General features: G+C 43.7%; 17 protein-coding genes. 12 read left to right on the plus strand and 5 right to left on the minus strand.

Features of this window, described 5'->3' with window-relative positions:
* The first annotated feature begins 4 nt into the window (after window positions 1–4).
* The 5 genes from NF859_RS09540 (at window position 5) to NF859_RS09560 (ending at window position 4910) form a co-directional block, all read left to right on the plus strand.
* Window positions 5–298: a transcriptional regulator gene (locus NF859_RS09540; RefSeq protein ID WP_252744024.1), complete on the plus strand. Its 294-nt coding sequence runs from the start codon at window positions 5–7 to the stop codon at window positions 296–298.
* Window positions 299–382: 84 nt separating this feature from the next.
* Window positions 383–1702, plus strand: a complete 1320-nt coding sequence (gene gatD / locus NF859_RS09545) for a Glu-tRNA(Gln) amidotransferase subunit GatD (protein WP_252744025.1) — start codon at window positions 383–385, stop codon at window positions 1700–1702.
* On the plus strand, window positions 1702–3591 hold the full coding sequence (gene gatE, locus NF859_RS09550) for a Glu-tRNA(Gln) amidotransferase subunit GatE (protein ID WP_252744053.1): 1890 nt from the start codon (window positions 1702–1704) through the stop codon (window positions 3589–3591). Before gatD ends, gatE begins: the two co-directional genes overlap by 1 nt.
* A gap of 57 nt (window positions 3592–3648) precedes the next feature.
* Window positions 3649–4281, plus strand: coding sequence for a hypothetical protein (locus NF859_RS09555; protein ID WP_252744026.1), 633 nt, complete (start codon window positions 3649–3651; stop codon window positions 4279–4281).
* On the plus strand, window positions 4278–4910 hold the full coding sequence (locus tag NF859_RS09560) for a hypothetical protein (protein WP_252744027.1): 633 nt from the start codon (window positions 4278–4280) through the stop codon (window positions 4908–4910). Before NF859_RS09555 ends, NF859_RS09560 begins: the two co-directional genes overlap by 4 nt.
* Window positions 4911–4914: 4 nt before the next feature.
* Here the strand turns inward: NF859_RS09560 and hmgA are convergent, their stop codons facing one another.
* From hmgA to NF859_RS09575, 3 genes are all read right to left on the minus strand, one after another.
* A complete protein-coding gene (hmgA, locus tag NF859_RS09565; protein ID WP_252744028.1) occupies window positions 4915–6138 on the minus strand; it encodes a hydroxymethylglutaryl-CoA reductase (NADPH) in 1224 nt (407 codons plus the stop codon).
* Between the two features lie 22 nt (window positions 6139–6160).
* Complete coding sequence (locus tag NF859_RS09570) at window positions 6161–6919, minus strand: MinD/ParA family ATP-binding protein (RefSeq protein ID WP_252744029.1); 759 nt, start codon at window positions 6917–6919, stop codon at window positions 6161–6163.
* Between the two features lie 133 nt (window positions 6920–7052).
* Window positions 7053–7259 carry a TRAM domain-containing RNA chaperone gene (locus NF859_RS09575; RefSeq protein WP_252744054.1) on the minus strand — a complete coding sequence of 69 codons (207 nt, stop codon included), beginning with the start codon at window positions 7257–7259 and terminating at the stop codon, window positions 7053–7055.
* A gap of 251 nt (window positions 7260–7510) precedes the next feature.
* Here NF859_RS09575 and tdh point away from each other — a divergent pair, with 251 nt between their 5' ends.
* The 4 genes from tdh to truA all read left to right on the plus strand — a co-directional run bounded on the left by tdh (window position 7511) and on the right by truA (window position 12947).
* A complete protein-coding gene (tdh, locus tag NF859_RS09580; RefSeq protein WP_252744030.1) occupies window positions 7511–8563 on the plus strand; it encodes an L-threonine 3-dehydrogenase in 1053 nt (350 codons plus the stop codon).
* Between the two features lie 74 nt (window positions 8564–8637).
* Complete coding sequence (gene pheS, locus NF859_RS09585) at window positions 8638–10149, plus strand: phenylalanine--tRNA ligase subunit alpha (protein ID WP_252744031.1); 1512 nt, start codon at window positions 8638–8640, stop codon at window positions 10147–10149.
* Window positions 10150–10155: 6 nt separating this feature from the next.
* Window positions 10156–11838, plus strand: coding sequence for a phenylalanine--tRNA ligase subunit beta (pheT, locus tag NF859_RS09590; RefSeq protein ID WP_252744032.1), 1683 nt, complete (start codon window positions 10156–10158; stop codon window positions 11836–11838).
* A 308-nt stretch (window positions 11839–12146) separates the two neighbouring features.
* Window positions 12147–12947: a tRNA pseudouridine(38-40) synthase TruA gene (gene truA / locus NF859_RS09595; protein ID WP_252744033.1), complete on the plus strand. Its 801-nt coding sequence runs from the start codon at window positions 12147–12149 to the stop codon at window positions 12945–12947.
* Here truA and NF859_RS09600 read toward each other — a convergent pair.
* On the minus strand, window positions 12934–14298 hold the full coding sequence (locus NF859_RS09600; RefSeq protein WP_252744034.1) for a DEAD/DEAH box helicase: 1365 nt from the start codon (window positions 14296–14298) through the stop codon (window positions 12934–12936). The two genes, truA and NF859_RS09600, sit on opposite strands and share 14 nt — an antisense overlap.
* A 141-nt stretch (window positions 14299–14439) precedes the next feature.
* Between NF859_RS09600 and NF859_RS09605 the strand changes: the two genes are divergently transcribed.
* The gene (locus tag NF859_RS09605) at window positions 14440–15708 is read left to right on the plus strand and encodes a UbiD family decarboxylase (RefSeq protein WP_252744035.1); all 1269 of its coding nucleotides are present in this window, start codon (window positions 14440–14442) and stop codon (window positions 15706–15708) included.
* Between the two features lie 63 nt (window positions 15709–15771).
* Window positions 15772–17946: a M1 aminopeptidase family protein gene (locus tag NF859_RS09610; protein WP_252744036.1), complete on the plus strand. Its 2175-nt coding sequence runs from the start codon at window positions 15772–15774 to the stop codon at window positions 17944–17946.
* Between the two features lie 69 nt (window positions 17947–18015).
* On the opposite strand, the gene glyA is transcribed toward NF859_RS09610, so the two are convergent.
* Window positions 18016–19293, minus strand: a complete 1278-nt coding sequence (gene glyA / locus NF859_RS09615) for a serine hydroxymethyltransferase (protein WP_252744037.1) — start codon at window positions 19291–19293, stop codon at window positions 18016–18018.
* 110 nt (window positions 19294–19403) lie between these two features.
* Between glyA and cobB the strand changes: the two genes are divergently transcribed.
* The gene (gene cobB / locus NF859_RS09620; RefSeq protein ID WP_252744038.1) at window positions 19404–20144 is read left to right on the plus strand and encodes an NAD-dependent protein deacetylase; all 741 of its coding nucleotides are present in this window, start codon (window positions 19404–19406) and stop codon (window positions 20142–20144) included.
* Window positions 20145–20267 lie beyond the last annotated feature (123 nt).

Raw genomic sequence — 20267 nt, forward strand, 5'->3', positions numbered from 1 at the left:
CCCTATGATGACGAGAAGACAGAAGATAATAAAGCTTTTGGAGGAGAGGGACTACAGTGTAAGTGAACTTGCAATGCTCCTCGAGATGAGAGGCAAAGGGAGCAAAAAGGTAATCCTTGAAGACCTTAAAGCTATTGCAAATATCGTAAAGCGTGAAGGAAAGGCTCTCCTCATTCAGCCAGCCCAGTGCAGGAAGTGTGGCTTCATATTTAAACCGGAGATAAAAATACCGGGTAGATGTCCAAAGTGCAGGTCGGAATGGATCGAAGAGCCGAGGTTTAAAATCGAGACTCGATAGGGGCTATCCCTAGAGTAGGAAAAAGAGACAATGTTTATATTCCTCTCACCTCTATCTAGCTTAAGATTCAAAGGGGGTTTCGCTATGAGGAAAGTCGAGCTTTTCATGAAGGAAAAAGGCATTGAAATTGGCGATTATGTTGAGGTTGTGGAAAAGGAAAACGGCACAAGAGTCACTCACAGGGGCATTGTAATGCCCCCATATGAGCTTTCAAAGGGAGAAACCCTTACAATAAAGCTGGACAACGGGTACAACATCGGGATTTTAATCGACCAGATAGCAGAAGTAAAGATCCTCGAAAAAGCCAAGCCAAGAAAAGAGATTTCATTTAAAGAAGTTTTACCTAAAAAACCTGGGCTTCCAAACGTTACCATAATAGGAACCGGAGGAACCATAGCGAGCAAAATAGATTACAAAACTGGTGCGGTTCATGCGGCATTTACAGCTGAGGAGCTCGCAAAAGCCGTTCCGGAAATTTTTGAAATAGCAAACATAACCCCAAAGCTTCTCTTTAACATAATGAGCGAAGATATGAGGCCTGAATACTGGAAAAAGATGGCTCATGAGGTTGCAAAGGCACTCAACAGTGGGGAGGATGGAGTTATAATAGGACATGGAACAGACACGATGGGGTATTCTGCTGCTGCATTAAGCTTCATGCTGAGGGATTTAGGAAAGCCTGTAATCTTCGTTGGCTCCCAGAGGAGTAGCGATAGACCTTCAAGCGATGCTGCGATGAATTTAATATGCTCCACCAGGATGGCAGTTGAGGACTTTGGTGAGGTTGCCGTTGTGATGCACGGAGAAACCAGCGACACCTACTGTTTGGCACACAGAGGGACAAAGGTTAGAAAAATGCACACCTCAAGGAGAGACGCCTTCAGGAGTATAAACGACGTTCCCATAGCAAAGATATGGTCCGATGGAAGAGTCGAGTACCTAAGGGACGATTACAGAAAAAGAAGGGAGAGCGAAGTATGGGTTGATGACAAGCTTGAAGAAAAAGTTGCCCTAATAAAGGTTTATCCAGGCATGAGCGGAGAGCTCATAGACTTTTTAGTGGATAAAGGCTACAAGGGAATTGTAATAGAGGGCACAGGTCTCGGCCACACACCAAACGAGATAATTCCAACTATAGAAAGGGCAGTTGAGGAAGGTGTTGCAGTTTGCATGACGAGCCAGTGCCTTTACGGTAGAGTCAACCTCAACGTCTATTCCACTGGGAGAAAGCTCCTTAAAGCCGGTGTTATTCCATGTGAAGACATGCTTCCAGAGACGGCTTACGTGAAGCTCATATGGGTTCTTGGTCATACGCAGAACCTTGAGGAAGTTAGAAAGATGATGCTTACAAACTATGCTGGAGAGATTACCCCCTACACAAGATTTGACACTTATCTGAGGTGATAAATATGGAGTTTGATTATAAGGCACTTGGTCTCAAAGTTGGTCTTGAAATTCACAGACAGCTCGATACGAAAAAGCTGTTCTCTCCTGTACCGAGTGAACTTCATGAGGAAGTAGATTTTACAGTTGAGAGAAGACTAAGGCCTACAATGAGCGAGCTTGGAGAGATTGACCAGGCTGCACTTGAAGAGTTCAAAAAGGGTAGGGTTTTTGTCTATGAGGGGAACTACAGGTACAGTGACCTGGTTTATCTGGACGAAGAGCCGCCCCATCTACCGGATGAAGAGGCATTAAGGGTTGCCCTCCAGATTACCTATCTCCTAAATGCCATCCCGGTTGATGAAGTTCATTTTATGAGGAAGATCGTCATAGACGGCTCCAACGTCTCAGGCTTCCAGAGAACTGCCATAGTTGGCATGAACGGTAAGGTGGATACTCCATGGGGGAGCGTTGGGATTCCGACGATCTGTCTTGAAGAAGATGCGTGTAGGATTATAGAGCAGGGAGACAAGAAAGCAGTTTACAGGCTTGACCGTTTGGGGATTCCTTTAATTGAAATAGCAACTACTCCAGACATTCACCATCCGGAACAGGCAAAGGTCGTGGCAAAGTTCATAGGCGATGCTTTGAGGGCAACGCGCAAAGTAAAACGTGGTCTCGGGACAATAAGGCAAGATTTAAACGTTTCCATCAAAGGCGGGGCTAGGATTGAGATTAAGGGTGTTCAAGAGCTGGATATGATACCTTTGATAATTAAGCGCGAAGTTGAGAGACAGCTCAATCTCATAAAGATCAAAGAGGAGCTTGAGAAGAGGGGAGCAAAAGAGGAAGAGCTGAAAGAGGAGTTTTATGACGTGAGCGACATCTTTGCTAACACAGGCTCAAAGATAATTGCCAATGTCTTGAAAAAGGGAGGAAAAGTTTTGGCTATTAGGCTTCCAAAGTTTAGAGGTCTTATAGGCTTCGAAATTCAGCCCGGAAGAAGGCTTGGAACGGAAATGGCTGACAGGGCTAAGAAGTACGTAAAAGGTATATTCCACATTGATGAGCTGCCAAACTATGGCATAAGCCAAGAGGAAGTCGACAAGGTCGTTGAGAGACTCGACCTTGGGGAACTTGATGCCTTTGTGTTAGTTGCGGCTGAGGAAGAGATTGCCAAGAAAGCCCTTAAAGAGGTTCTTCAGAGGGCACGAGAGGCCATTAGAGGCGTCCCCGAGGAAACGAGAAGGGCTTTGCCGGATGGAAATACCCAATACATGCGCCCGCTTCCGGGAAAAGCAAGAATGTATCCAGAAACAGATATTCCGCCGATATTTATCAGTGAAGAGCTTAAGAAAGAGATCTTAGAGAACCTTCCAGAGTATCCACAGGCGAGAGTGGAGCGCTACGTTAAGGAGTACGGCATAGATAAAAGCTTAGCACAGACGTTAGTTGATGATGAGAGAGATGAGCTCTTTGAAGAGCTTATAGGGATGGGTGTTAAACCCTCCTTGGCGGCTTCAGTCCTTGTAGTGGTTCTCAAAGGTCTTAAGAAGGAAGTGCCAATTGAGAACATTACGGAGAAGCACATAAAAGATGCGTTCAAACTTTTCCTCGACAACAGGATAGCAAAGGAGGCATTTGAAGAAATATTCAAGGAGCTTGCACTCCATCCAGAGAAGACCGCTTTGCAGGTTGCAGAGGAGAAAGGACTCACATTGTTAAGTGAAGAAGAAGTTGAGAGAATAGTCGAGGAAATAGTTCAGGAGAACATAGACGTAGTGAAGGCCAAAGGCATGGGTGCAATGGGAATGCTCATGGGAAGGACAATGGCCAAGCTTAGAGGAAAGGCCGATGGAAAGCTGGTTAGCCAGCTCGTGAGGAAAAAGATTCAAGAGTTTAGCTCTTAATTCTCCTTTTTCAATAACTTTTTAAGATTTGAAGTTGTATCCTAAGCGGGAAGAGAGATGACCTTTGTTCCGGGCCCAATTATAATTCCACGAAAGCCTAAAGGGAAACCAGAGAACAAAAAGAAAGTGGAGAAAAAGACTATCCCTCAAAAAAAGGAAAAGAAGTTAGTCTACGTTCTCATTAAATTAAAGCCCGAGCAAATGATAAGCGAAAAAGCTAAGGAGCTAGAGGAGCTTTTTAAGGGGAAGACCTTTAACAGGGTAGTGAACCCGGATGAATATACCCTCTTAATGAACGCCCAAAACCTCTTCTCAAGATCAAGCAGGCTCTATGTGGTTGAACTGACTGATGAGATGAATCGCTGGTTTTATCTCGTGCCGAGTGAGGAGAGAATTAAGTTCAAAAATAAAAACAAGTACATGGTGTTCCTTATCAAAAAGGACTCTGCCCTTGAGGAGATATTTAAGAAAATCGCTGAGGGCAAGTTAGCTAAGAGGAGCACGTTTGAACTTGTAGTGACGGCAATAGAAGTGGCCCTAGGTATTTTAACATTTGTGGCTGGCTATTTGGCACTTGAAAATGTTATTGACCTTTCTCAGCTCAGCAACATTGTAACTTTTGTATTGTTTTTCATCTTTGCACTGCAGAGCATTAAAAAAGGATACAAAAGGAGAGGTTGGGAGGATTGAGAATCCCGCTACATTATCTCCCAAGCTCAACCTCGAAAAAGCCCAAGAGATGTACCTACTCTGTAATATCAGGCTCTCTTGCAGAAACTTCAAAAGCACTTGAAGAGCGATTTTCGTCTCTGGGAATACGACCAATTAGGCTCATAGACCCGGAATGTTATACCCTAGAAAGCCTCGCAGAGTCTTTATATGGGAGTGAATATATTGGAATAGTAGAGGTGAGGGGAGAGCTAAACAGGATGTTCTACCTTTTTCCTGAGAGGGTGGAGTTTGAAGAGGCGCTTGAGTTTGATGTTTTTACTCCCGAGGGATTAAAATATCTCCTTAAGCTCATATGCAAGGGCAAAATAGACCCAAAGAAGCGCAGGAGATTCTCCATGATGACCTTTTTGGTCTCTATGGTGGGAGGTGTTGTTACATCTGCGTTCTTCGAGCCTAAAAGTTATTGGGACTTCTTGCTCTCCTCAGTTCTGATTGCAATAGTGGTGTTTCTGATGGCATTCCTGATGGGGCAACCATTCCTGCTTTTGCAGTTTAGAGGAGTTAGATTAGTAGAGAAGAAAAAGAAGACTAAAATCACAAAGATAAGCTTCCCGCCATCAGCTTTAGAATTTTTAGAAAAGAAATAAAACCCTAGCGTCCAAGCTCTTTGTGCGCTTTTGCTAAGTGCTTTGCCGCTATGGCTGCCAACAAAGAGAGCTCTCCTGCTAATACTGCACCTGCAACAATCTCCGCAAACTTCTTTGCATTCGTTCCTGGTGGCTCTCCACCGCCTGCAACGCCCATGATGCTTAATGCTTCCCTCTGCGTAGGAACTCTCGTTCCTCCACCTACTGTTCCGATTTCGAGGCTCGGCATTGTTATGCTTATGTATAAATCTCCCTCAGGAGTGACTTCTGCAAGGGTTATTCCATGGGAGCCTTCGGTTATTTGGGCTTCATCCTGGCCAGTTGCTAAGAATATTGCCCCCACAATGTTTCCAAAATGGGCGTTGAATCCATAACTTCCAGCCTGGGCTGAGCCTACGAGATTTTTCCTATAGTTTACTTCCGCTATGAGTTCCGGCGTTGTCTTGAGCTTTTTCTCCACGATCTCCCTTGGAATGATCGCCTCGGCTATCACTGTTTTTCCCCTTCCGTTGATGAAGTTCATTGCGTTGGGCTTCTTATCAACGCAGAGGTTTCCAGAAAGGGCTAGGTACTTAACATCCGGGAAGTGCTCTTCGATAACCTTCATTATCTCTTCACTTGCTATCGTGACCATGTTCATCCCCATAGCATCGCCTGTCTCGAACTCAAACCTCAAATAGAGATTGTTGCCCACAATGTATGGCCTAACTCCCCTAAGCTTTCCATGCCTAGTTACTTTTGAAACCGCTTTCTCTTGGAGATATTCGAGGTTTTCTTCGACCCATTGGGCAACTTCTCTAGCCCTTCTTGCATCGGGGCATTTTAAAAGAGGCGCCCTTGTCATTTTGTCGTCGATTATGGTTGTTTTCACGCCACCTGCAGCAGTTAAAGCTGAGCACCCTCTATTAACGCTTGCAACTAGGGCCCCTTCGGTTGTCGCCAAGGGAATATAGAACTCTCCTTTGGCATATTCACCATTTATCTTTAAGGGCCCGGCCACTCCCATTGGTATCTGGACAACTCCAATCATGTTTTCTATGTTCTTTCCAATAACTTCCTCAGGGTCGATAGAGTAATGCCCGATGTTTTTGAGGGATATTCCCAATTTTTTCTCAAGGGCTTTTCTTCTTATCTCAGTTGCAAGCCTTTTGCTTCCGGTATATTTTTCCACTTGGTGAAGCTTAATTTCTCCACTGGCTACCTTTTCGATAAGTTCTTCCAAGTTCATCTTCCTACCCCCAAAAGAGATTTCAGATCTTTTTAACCTTCCTAAATATCCATTCCTCTAATATCTCTCCGGCCTCATAAAACGCTATAGCCGCATCGCTTCTTGGTTTATATGCAAGTACTGGGATTCCCACGTTTATGGATTCCGGAACATACTCATCAAATGGTATTACCCCAACAACCGGCAGGCCAACGTTTTCAGTGATCTCGTCTATTATGTGGTCTATAACATCTTCCGATTCCCTGACCTTGTTTAGCACTACCCCAATCTTTAACCCATATTCCTCGCCTATTGCCTTAAGCTTGTTAATTTCATTCTCCACCATTGTTTCAAAGGAATAAATCGGTGATCTTTCAACTTCAACAGCTATTATTTGATAGTCAGCAACTTCAAAAGTTGGAAGGGTATCAAAGGGAATTCCAGTGGGAGAATCAACAAAAACCACCGGAAACTTATACCTCATCTGCTCGACGATATCCCTTAATCTTTTGGGTGATATACCTATTACATCCTGCAGCCTAGTACTACCGGGCATCACGTTAACTCCAGTCTTTGCATGTTTGTAGATTGCCCACTCCGGATCAACTTCGGGATTTTTGAGAAGGGAATGGACAGTATAGTTGACATTCTCCAAAGCAAAATGGAAGCCGAGATTGGGCAAGAAGAGATCACCATCTATAGCTAAAGTCCTATACTCCTTTTGAGCAAAATACACGCTTAGATTTGCAGTGGTTGTGGTTTTACCAGCTCCCCCTCTCCCGGTAACGATTATAACCGGCATTACTCACACTTCCTTGATAGGCGAGTCTTTAAAGCAGTGACAAAGTCGCTAAATTATTGCAGTGATAGACACACTACTTCTATTACAAAATGAAATATAAGATTTTCGTATAAAAGGGGAAGAAATGAAAGAATCAACCAATAATTTCTCCGAATGCAAACTTCTGTTTCACGGAATTTATAACAATCTCTACCTCATCCCCCACTTTTGTATTGGGGACAAAAATCACAAAGCCCTTAATTCTTGCTATTCCATCTCCACCTTTTCCAAGGGCTTCTATCTTTACCTTGTATCTTTCTCCAACTTTAACTGGAGGCAGTCTTGGGCCTCCTCTGTCCATCCTTCTCTTTCCAAATTTCCTATCCTCCAATTCAGACACCACCAAGCAAGTATCTGCAATCTTAATTGTGATGATGCTGGTATTTAAAATTTTTGGTGGTTTCACAACTTTTTCAAACCTTTTGTTGCTTAATTTCGCTTTTTCCTTCTGAAAAACCGAGGCCAACGGCTGAGTATTTTATGGAGACAAAAAGCTTTATATCACAAAACAATGAAGATATTAATGTTAAAAAATCTGTGGAGATGGTAACCATGGGCGAAAAAATGACCGCTATCATGAAAACTAAGCCCGCTTACGGTGCTGAACTTGTTGAAGTTGATGTTCCACAGCCAAAAGAAGGGGAAGTCCTCATCAAGGTTCTTGCAACCAGCATCTGCGGAACCGATCTTCATATCTATGAGTGGAATGAATGGGCACAGAGCAGAATAAAGCCCCCCCAGATAATGGGCCACGAAGTCGCTGGAGAGGTTGTGGAAGTTGGAAAAGGAGTGGATGACATTCAAGTAGGTGACTACATCTCTGCAGAAACGCATATAGTTTGCGGAAAATGCTACCAATGTAAAACCGGCAACTACCATGTTTGTCAGAACACTAAAATATTTGGAGTGGACACCGATGGTGTCTTTGCGGAATATGCGATAGTCCCAGCCCAGAATGCATGGAAAAATCCAAAGGAGATTCCCCCAGAATACGCAACCCTCCAAGAGCCCTTGGGTAATGCCGTCGATACAGTTTTAGCTGGACCAATTTCAGGTAAAACTGTTCTCATAACCGGTGCTGGACCATTAGGTCTTCTAGGCATAACGGTAGCGAAGGCAAGTGGAGCTTCTCTGGTAATAGTGAGCGAGCCGAGTGACTTCAGAAGAGAGCTGGCTAAAAAAGTGGGTGCTGATGTGGTTATAAACCCCATGGAAGAGGATGTTGTTAAGGAAGTGAAAGACCTAACAGATGGCAATGGAGTTGACGTTTTTCTTGAATTCAGCGGTGCTCCAAAAGCCCTTGAACAGGGACTGCAGGCAGTTACCCCGGCAGGAAGGGTTAGTCTTCTAGGTCTCTTCCCGAGGGAAGTCACATTCGACATTAACAACCTCGTTATCTTCAAAGCACTGGAAGTTCATGGAATTACCGGAAGGCACCTATGGCAAACTTGGTACACTGTCTCCAACCTCCTTAGAAGCGGAAAGCTCAATTTAGACCCGATAATCACGCACAAGTACAAGGGATTCGATAAGTTTGAGGAAGCTTTTGAGCTCATGCGGGCTGGAAAAACAGGTAAGGTTGTGTTCTTCCCCCACAAGCACTGACTTTTCTAACCCTTTTATCTTTACCACCGCAATTTTTAAGTAAGTCTTGTGAGACTTCTTTCGGGGGGTTGATAATGGAATTAAGCTATCAAGAAAGATTAACTCTCATCAAGCTCAGGGATTTAAAAAAGGCGAAATTTGAAGACCTAGTTAAAGAGACCGGACTTGACCAGGTAGCGGTAATGAGAGCCGTTCTCTGGCTCCAGAGCAAGGGGCTTGCAAAGCTCCATGAAAGACAGAAGAGAATCGTAAGGATAACAGAACTGGGAAGAAAATATGCAAAAATTGGACTTCCAGAAAGGAGAGCCTTGAAACTGCTTGTTGAGAGGGGCAAAGTTTCTCTTGATGAGTTAAGGGGAGTACTGAGTGAGGATGAGCTTAGGCCTATAGTTGGAATCTTAAGGAGAGAAGGATGGGCGAATGTCAGAAAGGAGGATGGAAACCTCGTTCTTGAGGTCACTGAAAAGGGGAGAGCAGCGATTTCTGAGGAGAGACCAATCGACAAAGCATTGAAAATCCTTGCAGAAATAGGGGAAGTTGAGGCAAAAGAGCTTGAAAAGCTCATCCCTATTAAGGAGCTGAAGAGCAGAAAAATTGGGGAAGAAGACACTAAGGCGGAGAGAGAGGTAGAGATCACAGAGGAAGGGATGAAACTCGCTGAGAGTGGTCTTGAGCTCAAGAAAGAGGTCTCAGTTTTAACTCCAGAGCTCATAAAGAGTGGGGAATGGAGAAAGGTTGAGTTCAAACGCTTTAACATTCAAGCCCCTGTGAGGAGAGTCTATCCTGGCAAAAAGCAACCTTATAGGGTTTTCCTCGATAAGATAAGAAGAAAACTTATAGAGATGGGCTTTATTGAGATGACTGCAGAAAGCCTAATAGAGACTCAATTCTGGAACTTTGATGCTTTGTTCCAGCCACAGAATCATCCAGCGAGGGATTGGACGGATACTTATCAGCTGAAGTATCCAAAATATGGCTCTCTCCCGGATGAGGAGCTCGTGGAAAAGGTTAGGGCATCTCATGAACACGGATGGACAACGGGCTCAAGAGGATGGGGATACAAGTGGGATCCAAGAATGGCCATGCTTTTAATGCCCAGAGCCCATGCAACCGCCCTGAGTGCAAGACAGCTTGGCAAAGGTGTCCAAATACCGGGTAAGTACTTCGCTATTCAAAGAGTTTTTAGGCCAGACGTTTTGGACAGAACACACCTAATAGAGTTCAACCAAGTTGATGGATTCGTTGTGGATGAGAGCTTAACATTCAAACACCTCCTCGGAATCTTGAAGAGGTTTGCGGTTGAAATCGCTGGAGCAAAGAAGGTTAAGTTCCTTCCAGATTATTACCCCTTCACAGAGCCGAGCGTTCAAATGAGTGCCTATCACGAAGAGCTTGGATGGGTAGAATTTGGGGGAGCGGGAATATTCAGAGAAGAGATGACAAAACCGCTTGGAATAGACGTGCCAGTAATTGCATGGGGAATCGGTATCGACAGATTGGCCATGTTTAAGCTGGGAATAGACGACATAAGATACCTCTTCAGCTATGACTTAAAGTGGTTGAGAGAGGCTAAACTGGTGTGGTGATGAAAGATGCCGAAGTTCGATGTTGCCAAGCATGACTTGGAGAGATTAATTGGGAAAGAATTCACGGTCGAAGAGTGGGAAGACTTATTCCTCTATGCAAAATGCGAGCTTGACGATATGTGGGAGCACGAAGGTAAGATATACTTCAAGGCAGATGCCAAAGATACGAACAGGCCTGATTTGTGGAGTGCCGAGGGAATAGCGAGACAGGTAAAATGGGCCCTTGGAATGGCAAAAGGATTGCCGAACTATGAGATCGAAAAAAGCGACGTTGTCGTTTACGTGGATGAAAAATTGAAAGATATAAGACCCTATGGAGTTTATGCCATAGTTGAGAACCTTGAACTTGATGAAGAAGCCTTGAGACAGATAATCCAGCTTCAGGAGAAAGTGGCGCTCACCTTTGGAAGGAGAAGAAGGGAAGTTGCCATAGGAACGTTCGACTTCGGTAAGCTCAAGCCTCCTTTCTACTACAAAGCTGTTGAGCCAGATAAAATAAGATTTATTCCATTAAACAGCGACCGAGAAATGAGTGCTGATGAGATACTTGAGGAGCACGAAAAGGGGAAGGAATACGGCCACTTGATTAAAGGAAAGTCCTATTATCCATTGCTTGTTGACAGGGAAGGAAACGTTCTCTCAATGCCCCCGGTTATAAACTCCGAAACTCATGGGAAGGTCACTGAAGAGACCAAGAGCATCTTCATAGACATCACGGGATGGGATCTTAACAAGATCATGCTTGCTTTGAATGTAATTGTAACTGCCTTAGCTGAACGTGGCGGAAAAATAAGGAGCGTCAAGGTAGTTTACAAGGATTTCGAGATAGAAACTCCCGATTTGACTCCCAAGGAGTTCGAAGTTGATCTTGGCTACATCAAAAGACTTGCGGGAGTTGAGCTCAGCGATGAGGAGATAAAGGACCTACTTGAGCGCATGATGTATGAGGTTGAAATCGTTGATGGAAAGGCAAAGCTGAAGTATCCAGCATTTAGAGACGACATAATGCATGCAAGAGACGTTTTGGAGGACGTCCTCATTGCATACGGATACAACAACATTGTTCCAGAAGAGCCAAAGCTTGCCGTTCAAGGAAAGGGAGACGATTTTATAGAGTTTGAAAACGCTGTGAGAGATCTTATGGTTGGCTTTGGCCTCCAAGAGGTTATGACATTCAACCTCACGAATAAGGAAGCCCAGTTTGACAAAATGAACATTTCAGAGGAGGAAATAGTGGAGATTGAGAATCCGATAAGCCAGAAATGGTCTGCGTTGAGAAAATGGCTCCTTCCAAGCCTGATGGAATTCCTAAGCCAGAATACCCATGAGGAATATCCTCAGAAGATCTTTGAGGTTGGTAAGGTGACCCTCATAGACGAAAGCAGAGAAACAAAGACTGTCAGCGAGAGCAAACTTGCCGTTGCCCTTGCTCATCCCAAAGTAACCTTCACAGAAGCAAAAGAAATCCTCGACAGCCTAATGCGTCACCTTGGTGCTGAATACGAGCTCAAAGAAATAGAACACGGCTCTTTTATTCCCGGTAGAGTGGGAGAGATAATAGTTGATGGGAAGAGCATTGGGATAATAGGAGAGATCCATCCACAGGTGCTTGAAAACTGGGGAATAGAGATGCCGATAGCGGCATTTGAGATTTTCCTAAGGCCTTTCTACAAGGGAAGTTTTCTCTGATTTTCTTCCCTTTCTCTTAAATAAAAAGGAGTTAAAAAGACCTCCCTTCTCGGAGAAATTTCTTTGCAAATGTAAACATGATATCAAAGTTGATTAAGCACTCCATAGTCTCTATATCGATCTCAGTCACCATTTTATCACCCCCAATTTTCTTTAAGGAGTAGGGGTTTTAGCTTTTATCCTATTTTCGTTGTCAAATTTCCAAAAACATTCCGGAACAAACTCGAATATATAGACATATTGACCTTGATATTTGTAAAGAGAATAAGACGGACAACCCTTTTATAGCCCCACTCAAATTTCCAATCATGAGGGTAGCTTTGAAAATTGCCTACGACGGGAGGAGGTTTTACGGCTTTCAAAGGCAGCCCAACTTAAGAACCGTTGAAGGCGAGATAATCAGGGTATTAACTAAGCTCGGAATAATTGAAAACCCCAAAGATGCCAACTTTAAGGGGGCTTCAAGGACTGACAGAGGGGTTTCTGCCTTTGGAAACGTTGTTGCGTTTAACACTTCCAAACCTGAACTAACGTCTCCGAGAATTTTGAATCATCACTTGAGAGATGTTTGGGTTTTAGGGAGGGCACAGGTTCCAGAAGATTTTCATCCAAGATTCTGGAGCAAAGGAAAGGTGTATAGGTACTACCTCCTCAATGAGGGGTTTGATATTGAGAAAATGAAATCCTGTGCTGAAATTTTTGTAGGGGTTCACGACTTCTCAAACTTTGCCAAGCTTGAGGAGGATAAAAACCCTATAAGAAAGATAGACAGGATTGAAATACTCCAAAGGGGAAACGTAATTACAGTTGAAATTGAGGGGGAGAGCTTTCTCTGGGAAATGGTGAGAAGGATTATAACGGCTCTCAAGCTCTGCGCCTCTGGCGCTCTCTCAATAGAAGAAGTGAAAAGAATGCTGAAAGAGGAAGTTGACAAAAAGCTCCCTCCTGCCCCTCCAGAAAACCTCGTCCTGTGGGAAGTTAAGTACAATAAGATATTCTTTGAAAAAGATCCTTATGCAGTTGAAAAGGCAAAAAGAGAATTCTTTGAGAGGTTTGCTCAACACTTAATAACAGCGAGCATTTTTGAAGACTGGTTCACTTCTTTATGAGCTTCTCGAGCTCCTTGTCATAGTATCTGCCATAGTACTGCCTCAAGGCTTTTTGTCTCTCTATGAAGTGAGTAAAGAGCAGTGGATCTTCATCTTTCACGTCAACTATAACAGCACCGCTCCCACCTTTAGGTCTTAGTGCTCTTCCTATTGTTTGAATCGTCATTATATCACTTTTCCCTCCGCCAGCTAGTATTATAGCGGAAATTTCTGGGATATCTACCCCTTCTTTCAATAGCGTAGAGACCAAAACGTTAATCTCGCCATTTTTGAACTTTTCAAAAATCTCCCACCTGTTTGGACTCTGAGAGCTCAAAAACTCGGCATTTATGCCCTTCTTCTTAAGCATCTCCACAAGGATCTTTCCGTGTTCAATCCTCTTAACGTCTATTAAGACACGATGGCCTTGTTTCGCAAGCTTATATGCAGTCTCAACTATAGCCTTGTTTCTCTCTTCATTTTCCATGATTATTTCTTCATAAAGTTCCTTGTAGCGATCTGCTAACGGCGGCATGAAGGACTCATATTCAATTACTTTAAACCTTGGCTTTGCCAGGAACTTTTCTTTTATCAGGTCTTCGGCTTTAACTTCATAGATTATTGGTCCTATCGCCCCTTCTATCTTTAGCTCTTCTCCTTTAATTCTCCTCCATGGAGTTGCAGAGAGACCAAACCTAAATCTCTGGGGGAGGCTTATTCCAAGTTCATAGAACTTTTCTGCGGCAGAAGTCCTGTGGCATTCATCAAACACAACCACCGCATATGGGAGCTGGAGCTTATCAACACCTCTAGAGAGAAGGGTTTGTATCATAGCCACCGTCACCGGCTTTTCTATCCAGTTGTTATCCCCTACAAGTCCGGGCTCAATTCCGAGAACTCGCCTTATATTCTCAGCCCACTGATAAAGAAGTTCCTTGGTGTGCACAACAACGAGGGCTGATAGGTTAAGCTCATAGATAATTCTCAGCCCTATTATTGTTTTTCCACTCCCCACGGGTAACGCTAAGACTCCCATACCGGATTTTAATGCTTTTTTAACGGCTTTTTCTTGATACTTTCTTAGCTTATACTCTTCGTTCCATGTTGCGTTTATCTCTATTCCTTCAATTTTTCTTTCGTCAATTACCCTAACCCTGTACCCTTTTGAGTTCAAAAGTTGCTTTACACGGGGAATTAACCCCACGGGAAAGGACTTTGTGTGAGGGTCGTATAGGCTCTCAGGCTTCTCCCATTTGCCGAAACTTTTTCGGTAAGTTAGCTCCTCATATATCATAAAGTATATCTTAGGATCAGCCTTCTCAATATACACCAGTGCAGATTTATCCGGGATTCTCAACACCACGGTCTTCATAGCAACTCAAAAGAAATTTTTGGAATTCCCCCTTTATAGCTCTTTCTCTATCATTTTGAAAAATATTCAAAAATAAACACAAAAAATGAAAACCTCCAAAAAGTTTATCACGATACAAGCAGAGTTTGAATGGGTGGTGTCATGATACGGGAGATATTAAACCAATTTCATGATGAGCTTATTATCGTTGAGAAGCCCGCTAGTAAAAAGTTTGAGATAACGAGCTATCTTCTTCAGCATAAAACTAAGCCCGTTCTGTTTAAAGATGTCGATGGATGGGAAGTTGCAGGCAACATATGGAGCACGCGGGAGAGAATAGCAAAGTACCTCGGCATAAAAAGGGAAGAGCTCATTCATTTCATAATGGAAGCTATAGAGAATCCTAGACCATATAAAGAGGCAAAAACTGCTGAATTTTTTAAGAACTCCACAAAAGATTTCTCCCTCAAAGAGTTGCCGGTTCCGCATTACTTTCCAAAGGATGGGGGGCAGTACTTTACCTCAGCAATCTACATAGCAAAGGACGAGAATGGATTTGTAAACCTTTCATATCACAGAACAATGGTGAGAGATGAAAAAACCGGGACTGTTAGGTTAGTTCCCAGGCATCTGTATGCAATGTGGAAGGATAAGGCAGAACACGGTGAAGAGCTTGATGTTAGAATAATTGTTGGCAATCCAATCCATATCCTCCTAGCGGCAGCGACAAGCCCGCCTTATGGAGTTAGTGAGCTCAGCATTGCGTCATCTATGAGCGAGATGGCATTTGGAAAGCCCTTAGAGGTTGTAGACCTCAATGGAATTCCGGTTCCAGTTGAAAGCGAATTTGTCTTCGAGGCAAAAATTTTGCCAGAGCTTGACAAAGAGGGGCCCTTTGTTGATATAACTGGGACATATGACATTGTAAGGGAGCAGCCCGTTGTGGTTTTTGAGAAGATGTACCACGTCGAAAAACCGATTTTCCATGCATTGCTTTCTAGCGGATATGAGCACTACATGCTCATGGGACTTCCCAAGGAGCCCCAGATATACAAGAGCGTTAAGCAGGTAGTTCCAAAGGTTCATGGCGTAAGGCTGACAGAAGGTGGATGCATGTGGCTCCACGCAGTTGTGAGTATAACAAAGCAACACGATGGAGATGGGAAAAATGCTATTTTGGCAGCATTTGCTGGACATCCAAGCCTAAAGCACGTGATAGTGGTTGATGAGGACATTAACATTTACGACGATAAAGAGATAGAATGGGCAGTAGCCACGAGATTTCAAGCGGATAAGGATTTAGTTGTGATTCCTAATGCGAGGGGAAGCTCTCTTGACCCCTCTGGGGAGAAGGGCTTAACTGCTAAATGGGGTATTGATGCTACAAAACCTTTAGGCAAAAAGAAAGAGTTTGAACGGGCTAGGCTTTGAGATTTTTATTTTTATTCAGAACTTTTTTATGTGTTAAATTTCAAATTTTATGGGGTGTTTGTTATGCACAGACACTTGAAGACTTTCTTCATACTCTTCCTCTTAACTTTCTCCACAATGTGCATAGGAAAAGAAACAACGCCCCAATCTTCAACTCCAGTACATACTGTGGCTGAGGAGAACGCCTATGAAGGGTGGCTGAAGAATGAAACAAAGTATTTTGCGATCTACTACCCTCCTGTTAAGGCAGAGGGGTTTAACTTCAATATAAGGTTTCTTCTAGTTGGGATTGATTACGTGTACGAAAGCTATGCAAAAGCCTTTGGAAAAGCTCCAGAAAAAATTGAGCTTTACATATATCCCTCCGAGGACGATCTAAAGTTTGACTACTCGACTGATCTCCCCTGGTATATAGAGGGAAACAAAATATTTACCTTTATTGAGAAGGACGCCAAAAGTCTTGACTACTACAACGTAGAAAGTGCACTGATAGCGTATTTAACCGGAAAAGTGAATGGGCTAACTTTTGTATTTCCTCTCCTGGGGGAACTCTACTTCAGGGGAGCCGATTACTCAGGGCTTTCCTTTGATGAGCTCTTGTCCTTGGTAGACAGCAGAGACGTTAGTAAGATTAAGGAACAAGAGGGGAGCATGGTTGACTTTGTGGCCTTTCTTGTCCACAAATATGGTGTTAATGAGGTATTGAGGCTTCTTGAAACCGATACTCCCTCCAAGATAATAAAAAGCCTCCCCAACGCTGAAGAAGAGTACAACGAGTTCATCAGATGGTTCTGGGGAGGCGGAATCTTAGAGGGCTCTTCCGAGCTTGAGGAGATGAATCTTACAGTAAGCGTTGATGAAGAAAGTGCATTTTTCTTGGCAAATGGAAGCTTCAAGGTTAAGTATACTAAGGAGTACTATCCGGTTTTCTTCAAGATGGTCTACCTTGACCTAAAAGCAATGAACACCCAGTATCTGCAGAGCTTCACTTTCCTGCTCCCCTATGAACGAAAAAATGTGTATGAGCTATCCTATATTGGAAACTTCAGCGTTCAGCCATTGACGTATGATGAGAACATTAACTACTTCCTCTCCGGGATGTTTATGACACCCAACCTGACCCTGCTTTTCGACTATTATTTGTTCCCAAAGCCTGCTGCTCAGCAACTTCCAAAAGGTGGAATAAAAGTAGTTAGCAAAAACACTCCCATAACTACAACGTTGCCGAGCCAAGCCGTATTCCTTGTGACTGGTAGATTTAAGACGTTTAAGGGCTTTGTAAACGGAACAGAAGTTGAGTTCTACTACACCAACGATGTGGAAAGCCCTGCAACTGTGTTTAAACAAAGTCTAAGCGCTTTCAACACTGCTTTGGAATGGTTTGAGCTTCCTTCCTCTAAGTTCAGAATCGTCTACACAAGAGGGCCTATCAAAGAACACATCTATCGGTCAAGGGACTTGCTCATCTATAAGCCTAAAAGCGGGTATCATGAGCTGTACTTTCTTTGGGGCTTATATTATAGCTGGCTTAACAGCTTCAAGATAAAGCCAAAAGATGCATGGGTTCCAAATAGTTTATTTTCCCTCTTAGAGGGAGTCGAGTTAAAGAGACTTGAAGATTACAGGAAAAGTGCGCTATATAGATATAAGGTCAATTTGAGGGATTTTCCAGAAGTTGGATATCCCTTAATTGAAGGTTACAGATACTTTTACAGCGACAAGTCATGGATGAAGAACTCAATGGTCTACAAAGGTTTCTTGACGTTTTACCTCCTCTACACTCAAGCGGGAGAGGAAGCGTTTAAAGATGCTTTGAGAGAATTTTCAAGAGAAGTAATCTTCAAGGAAGCAGATTTCGATGATTTTGCAGAACTCTTGGCTAAAAAATCAGGAGATGAGAAGGTCTTGCTGATCTGGAAAACTTGGACAACAAAGCCTGCACTTCCAAACCTCACAGTGCAAAATGTAGAGATAGTGAAAACCAATGACAATTACACCGTGAAGTTTACTCTGGTGGACAAAAATGGCTTTGCGTTTCCATTTAAAATCGGGGCAATAGGATGGCAAGGGCAGAGAACCGAAGTGGAAGGCTTTTACTATGGCGAACCTCAGAAGGTTGAGATTTCCCTTCCCGGAGAGCCAAAGGAGATTGTAATATACGGGGCTCCATTCCTCAGCAAGAACTTTGATGTGGAAGCGAATGGAACAAAAATAAGCGTTACGGTGTCCGGGAGTTGAATTTTTGTTTTTTTATAATTTCCCAAAATTTGCAGTTAAAATTGGAGAAAAAGGCAAGAAAAGGAAGGATCACTCTTTCATTGGCAGACCGTAGTCGAAGGAGTAGTAGACCTTCTGGAATTGCCTCCTGAACTCGAATACTTCCTTCTCTACCTTCTTTGGATCCTCCTTGTCAAGAAGGACTCTCCTCATGAATCTTGCTATCTCCTTCATGTCGTCTTCCATCATGCCAACTCTTGTCATCTCCTGCACACCGATTCTTAGACCGCTTGGGGTGTTGACCTTCTCAAGTGGATCCCATGGAAGGAGGTTCTTGTTGAGGATTATGCCCGCCTCCTCTAATAGCGGAGCAGCCCATCCTCCTCCGGCTTCGTGGAGCTCACTTACGTCCACGATAACCTGGTGGCTCTCCGTGTAGCCTTTGTCCTCTCCAATGACTTTGAATCCTTCCTCTGCAAGAGCCTCGGCTAGGGCTTTTGCGTTCTTTACGATCTGCTCAGCGTAGGCTTTACCAAATTCGAGCATCTCCGCAGCTGTAATGACTTTTCCAGCCATGTGGTGTAAGTGGTGGTTGCTCAGAACACCTGGGAAGATTGCCCATTGCAGTTTTGCCGTGTCTTCCCCAAGGTCCTTGTAGAGTATTACACCACCTTGTGGGCCTGGGAAGGTCTTGTGTGTTGAGGAAGTTACAACATCGGCTCCTTCTCTAAGTGGGTCTTGGAACTTTCCTCCCGCTATTAATCCCAAAACGTGGGCTGCGTCATACATTACATAAGCGCCAACTTCTTTAGCCACTGGAGCAAGCTCCTTAACTGGGTGTGGGAACGGGAACAATGAACCACCGAAGACAACTATCTTGGGTTCGAGCTCTCTAATCATTTGGGCTGCCTTGTCAACATCGATGTTAAATTCTTCGTTATCAAAAGGCCATGTGTGAACCTCCAATCCCCTCATACCAGCTGCTCCAAAGGGCATGTGGCTTATGTGCCCACCGTGGGAGGTATGGAGAACAATAGCCCTATCGCCCGCATTTGTTAGTCCAAAAAATGCAGCTTGGTTTGCGTTAGTTCCAGAGATTGGTCTTAGATCTGCGAAATCGCTCTTGAAGAGTTTGCAGAAGAGGTCAACTCCTATAAGTTCAACTTCATCGACGTACTTACATCCCTGATAATACCTCTGTCTTGGCCATCCTTCGGCGTATTTGTGCATAAAACCGCTTGCCACAGCCCTTGTAACGCTTGGGGAAGTCACGTTTTCACTTGCAATCAAATTTATTGTTGATGCTCTCCACTTTTCGTGCATCTCAACAAATTCCAAAACCTTGTCTCTATACATCTGGTAGCTCATGATATCACCCCAGTGCTTTCTTGCATGTGATATTTTACATCCATGTAATTTAAATCTTGCCGTTAGAATACCTTTAAAAATTTCAAGGGGGAATTAGAAAGCGATGTCCTATGATGGAGGAAGCTGCCAAATTGATAGCCCATTCCCGATTTTTAATAGCTTTTACCGGAGCTGGAATAAGTGCAGAAAGCGGAATACCAACTTTTAGAGACAAAGGCGGTCTGTGGGAGAAGTATAGAGTGGAGGAGGTAGCTACCCCAGAGGCGTTTAGAAGAAATCCCAGACTTGTATGGGAGTTTTACAAGATGAGAATGAGGCTTATGGAGGAGGCAAAGCCTAACAGGGCTCATTTGGCATTGGCAGAGCTTGAGAAAATGGGTCTTTTAAAAGCTGTCATAACTCAAAACATTGACAACCTCCACAGAGAAGCTGGAAACAAAAACGTTGTAGAGCTTCATGGGAACATTTATCGAGTTAAGTGCACCAGCTGTGCTTATAGGGAAAATCTCCTTGACTCAGGAAGGCTTGAGGAGTTCTTGGAAGAAGAGGGCTTACCCAAATGCCCGGAGTGCGGTTCCCTCTTAAGGCCGGATGTTGTCTGGTTTGGGGAACCTCTCCCTCAAGAAGCCCTTCAAAAAGCCTTTAAGCTTGCCGAAAGGGCTGACGTTTGTTTGGTCATTGGGACGAGCGGTCAAGTGTTTCCTGCGGCGTATGTGCCTTACATTGTAAAAGAGAACGGAGGGTATGTGATAGAGATCAATCCAAAGGAAAGTGGCATAACTCCGATAGCGGATATCTTTCTGAAAGGGTTTGCTGGAGAGACAATGGAACATCTGATACTGTCAGGATAAGCAGTGAGGCGTCAGGTTTAAATCCCAGACACTACCACAGAAAAAGAAAGGGGGGAAACATGCAAGCTGAAACCATTATTCACTGGATGGTTTCAGCCTTAAAACCTTTTCGCCGAAACAAAA

It is taken from the genome of Thermococcus alcaliphilus (genome assembly GCF_024054535.1).
Classification (GTDB): domain Archaea; phylum Methanobacteriota_B; class Thermococci; order Thermococcales; family Thermococcaceae; genus Thermococcus_A; species Thermococcus_A alcaliphilus.

What these genes read in the sequence shown, in the direction of transcription:
- pheT (WP_252744032.1), top strand. Translation starts at nt 10,156, where the DNA reads ATGCCGAAGTTCGATGTTGCCAAGCATGACTTGGAGAGATTAATTGGG.
- glyA (WP_252744037.1), bottom strand. Translation starts at nt 19,293, where the DNA reads ATGAGCTACCAGATGTATAGAGACAAGGTTTTGGAATTTGTTGAGATG.
- NF859_RS09610 (WP_252744036.1), top strand. Translation starts at nt 15,772, where the DNA reads ATGCACAGACACTTGAAGACTTTCTTCATACTCTTCCTCTTAACTTTC.
- gatD (WP_252744025.1), top strand. Translation starts at nt 383, where the DNA reads ATGAGGAAAGTCGAGCTTTTCATGAAGGAAAAAGGCATTGAAATTGGC.
- tdh (WP_252744030.1), top strand. Translation starts at nt 7,511, where the DNA reads ATGGGCGAAAAAATGACCGCTATCATGAAAACTAAGCCCGCTTACGGT.
- NF859_RS09605 (WP_252744035.1), top strand. Translation starts at nt 14,440, where the DNA reads ATGATACGGGAGATATTAAACCAATTTCATGATGAGCTTATTATCGTT.
- NF859_RS09575 (WP_252744054.1), bottom strand. Translation starts at nt 7,259, where the DNA reads ATGGACAGAGGAGGCCCAAGACTGCCTCCAGTTAAAGTTGGAGAAAGA.
- pheS (WP_252744031.1), top strand. Translation starts at nt 8,638, where the DNA reads ATGGAATTAAGCTATCAAGAAAGATTAACTCTCATCAAGCTCAGGGAT.
- NF859_RS09540 (WP_252744024.1), top strand. Translation starts at nt 5, where the DNA reads ATGATGACGAGAAGACAGAAGATAATAAAGCTTTTGGAGGAGAGGGAC.
- cobB (WP_252744038.1), top strand. Translation starts at nt 19,404, where the DNA reads ATGATGGAGGAAGCTGCCAAATTGATAGCCCATTCCCGATTTTTAATA.
- truA (WP_252744033.1), top strand. Translation starts at nt 12,147, where the DNA reads ATGAGGGTAGCTTTGAAAATTGCCTACGACGGGAGGAGGTTTTACGGC.
- hmgA (WP_252744028.1), bottom strand. Translation starts at nt 6,138, where the DNA reads ATGAACTTGGAAGAACTTATCGAAAAGGTAGCCAGTGGAGAAATTAAG.
- NF859_RS09555 (WP_252744026.1), top strand. Translation starts at nt 3,649, where the DNA reads ATGACCTTTGTTCCGGGCCCAATTATAATTCCACGAAAGCCTAAAGGG.
- NF859_RS09570 (WP_252744029.1), bottom strand. Translation starts at nt 6,919, where the DNA reads ATGCCGGTTATAATCGTTACCGGGAGAGGGGGAGCTGGTAAAACCACA.
- NF859_RS09600 (WP_252744034.1), bottom strand. Translation starts at nt 14,298, where the DNA reads ATGAAGACCGTGGTGTTGAGAATCCCGGATAAATCTGCACTGGTGTAT.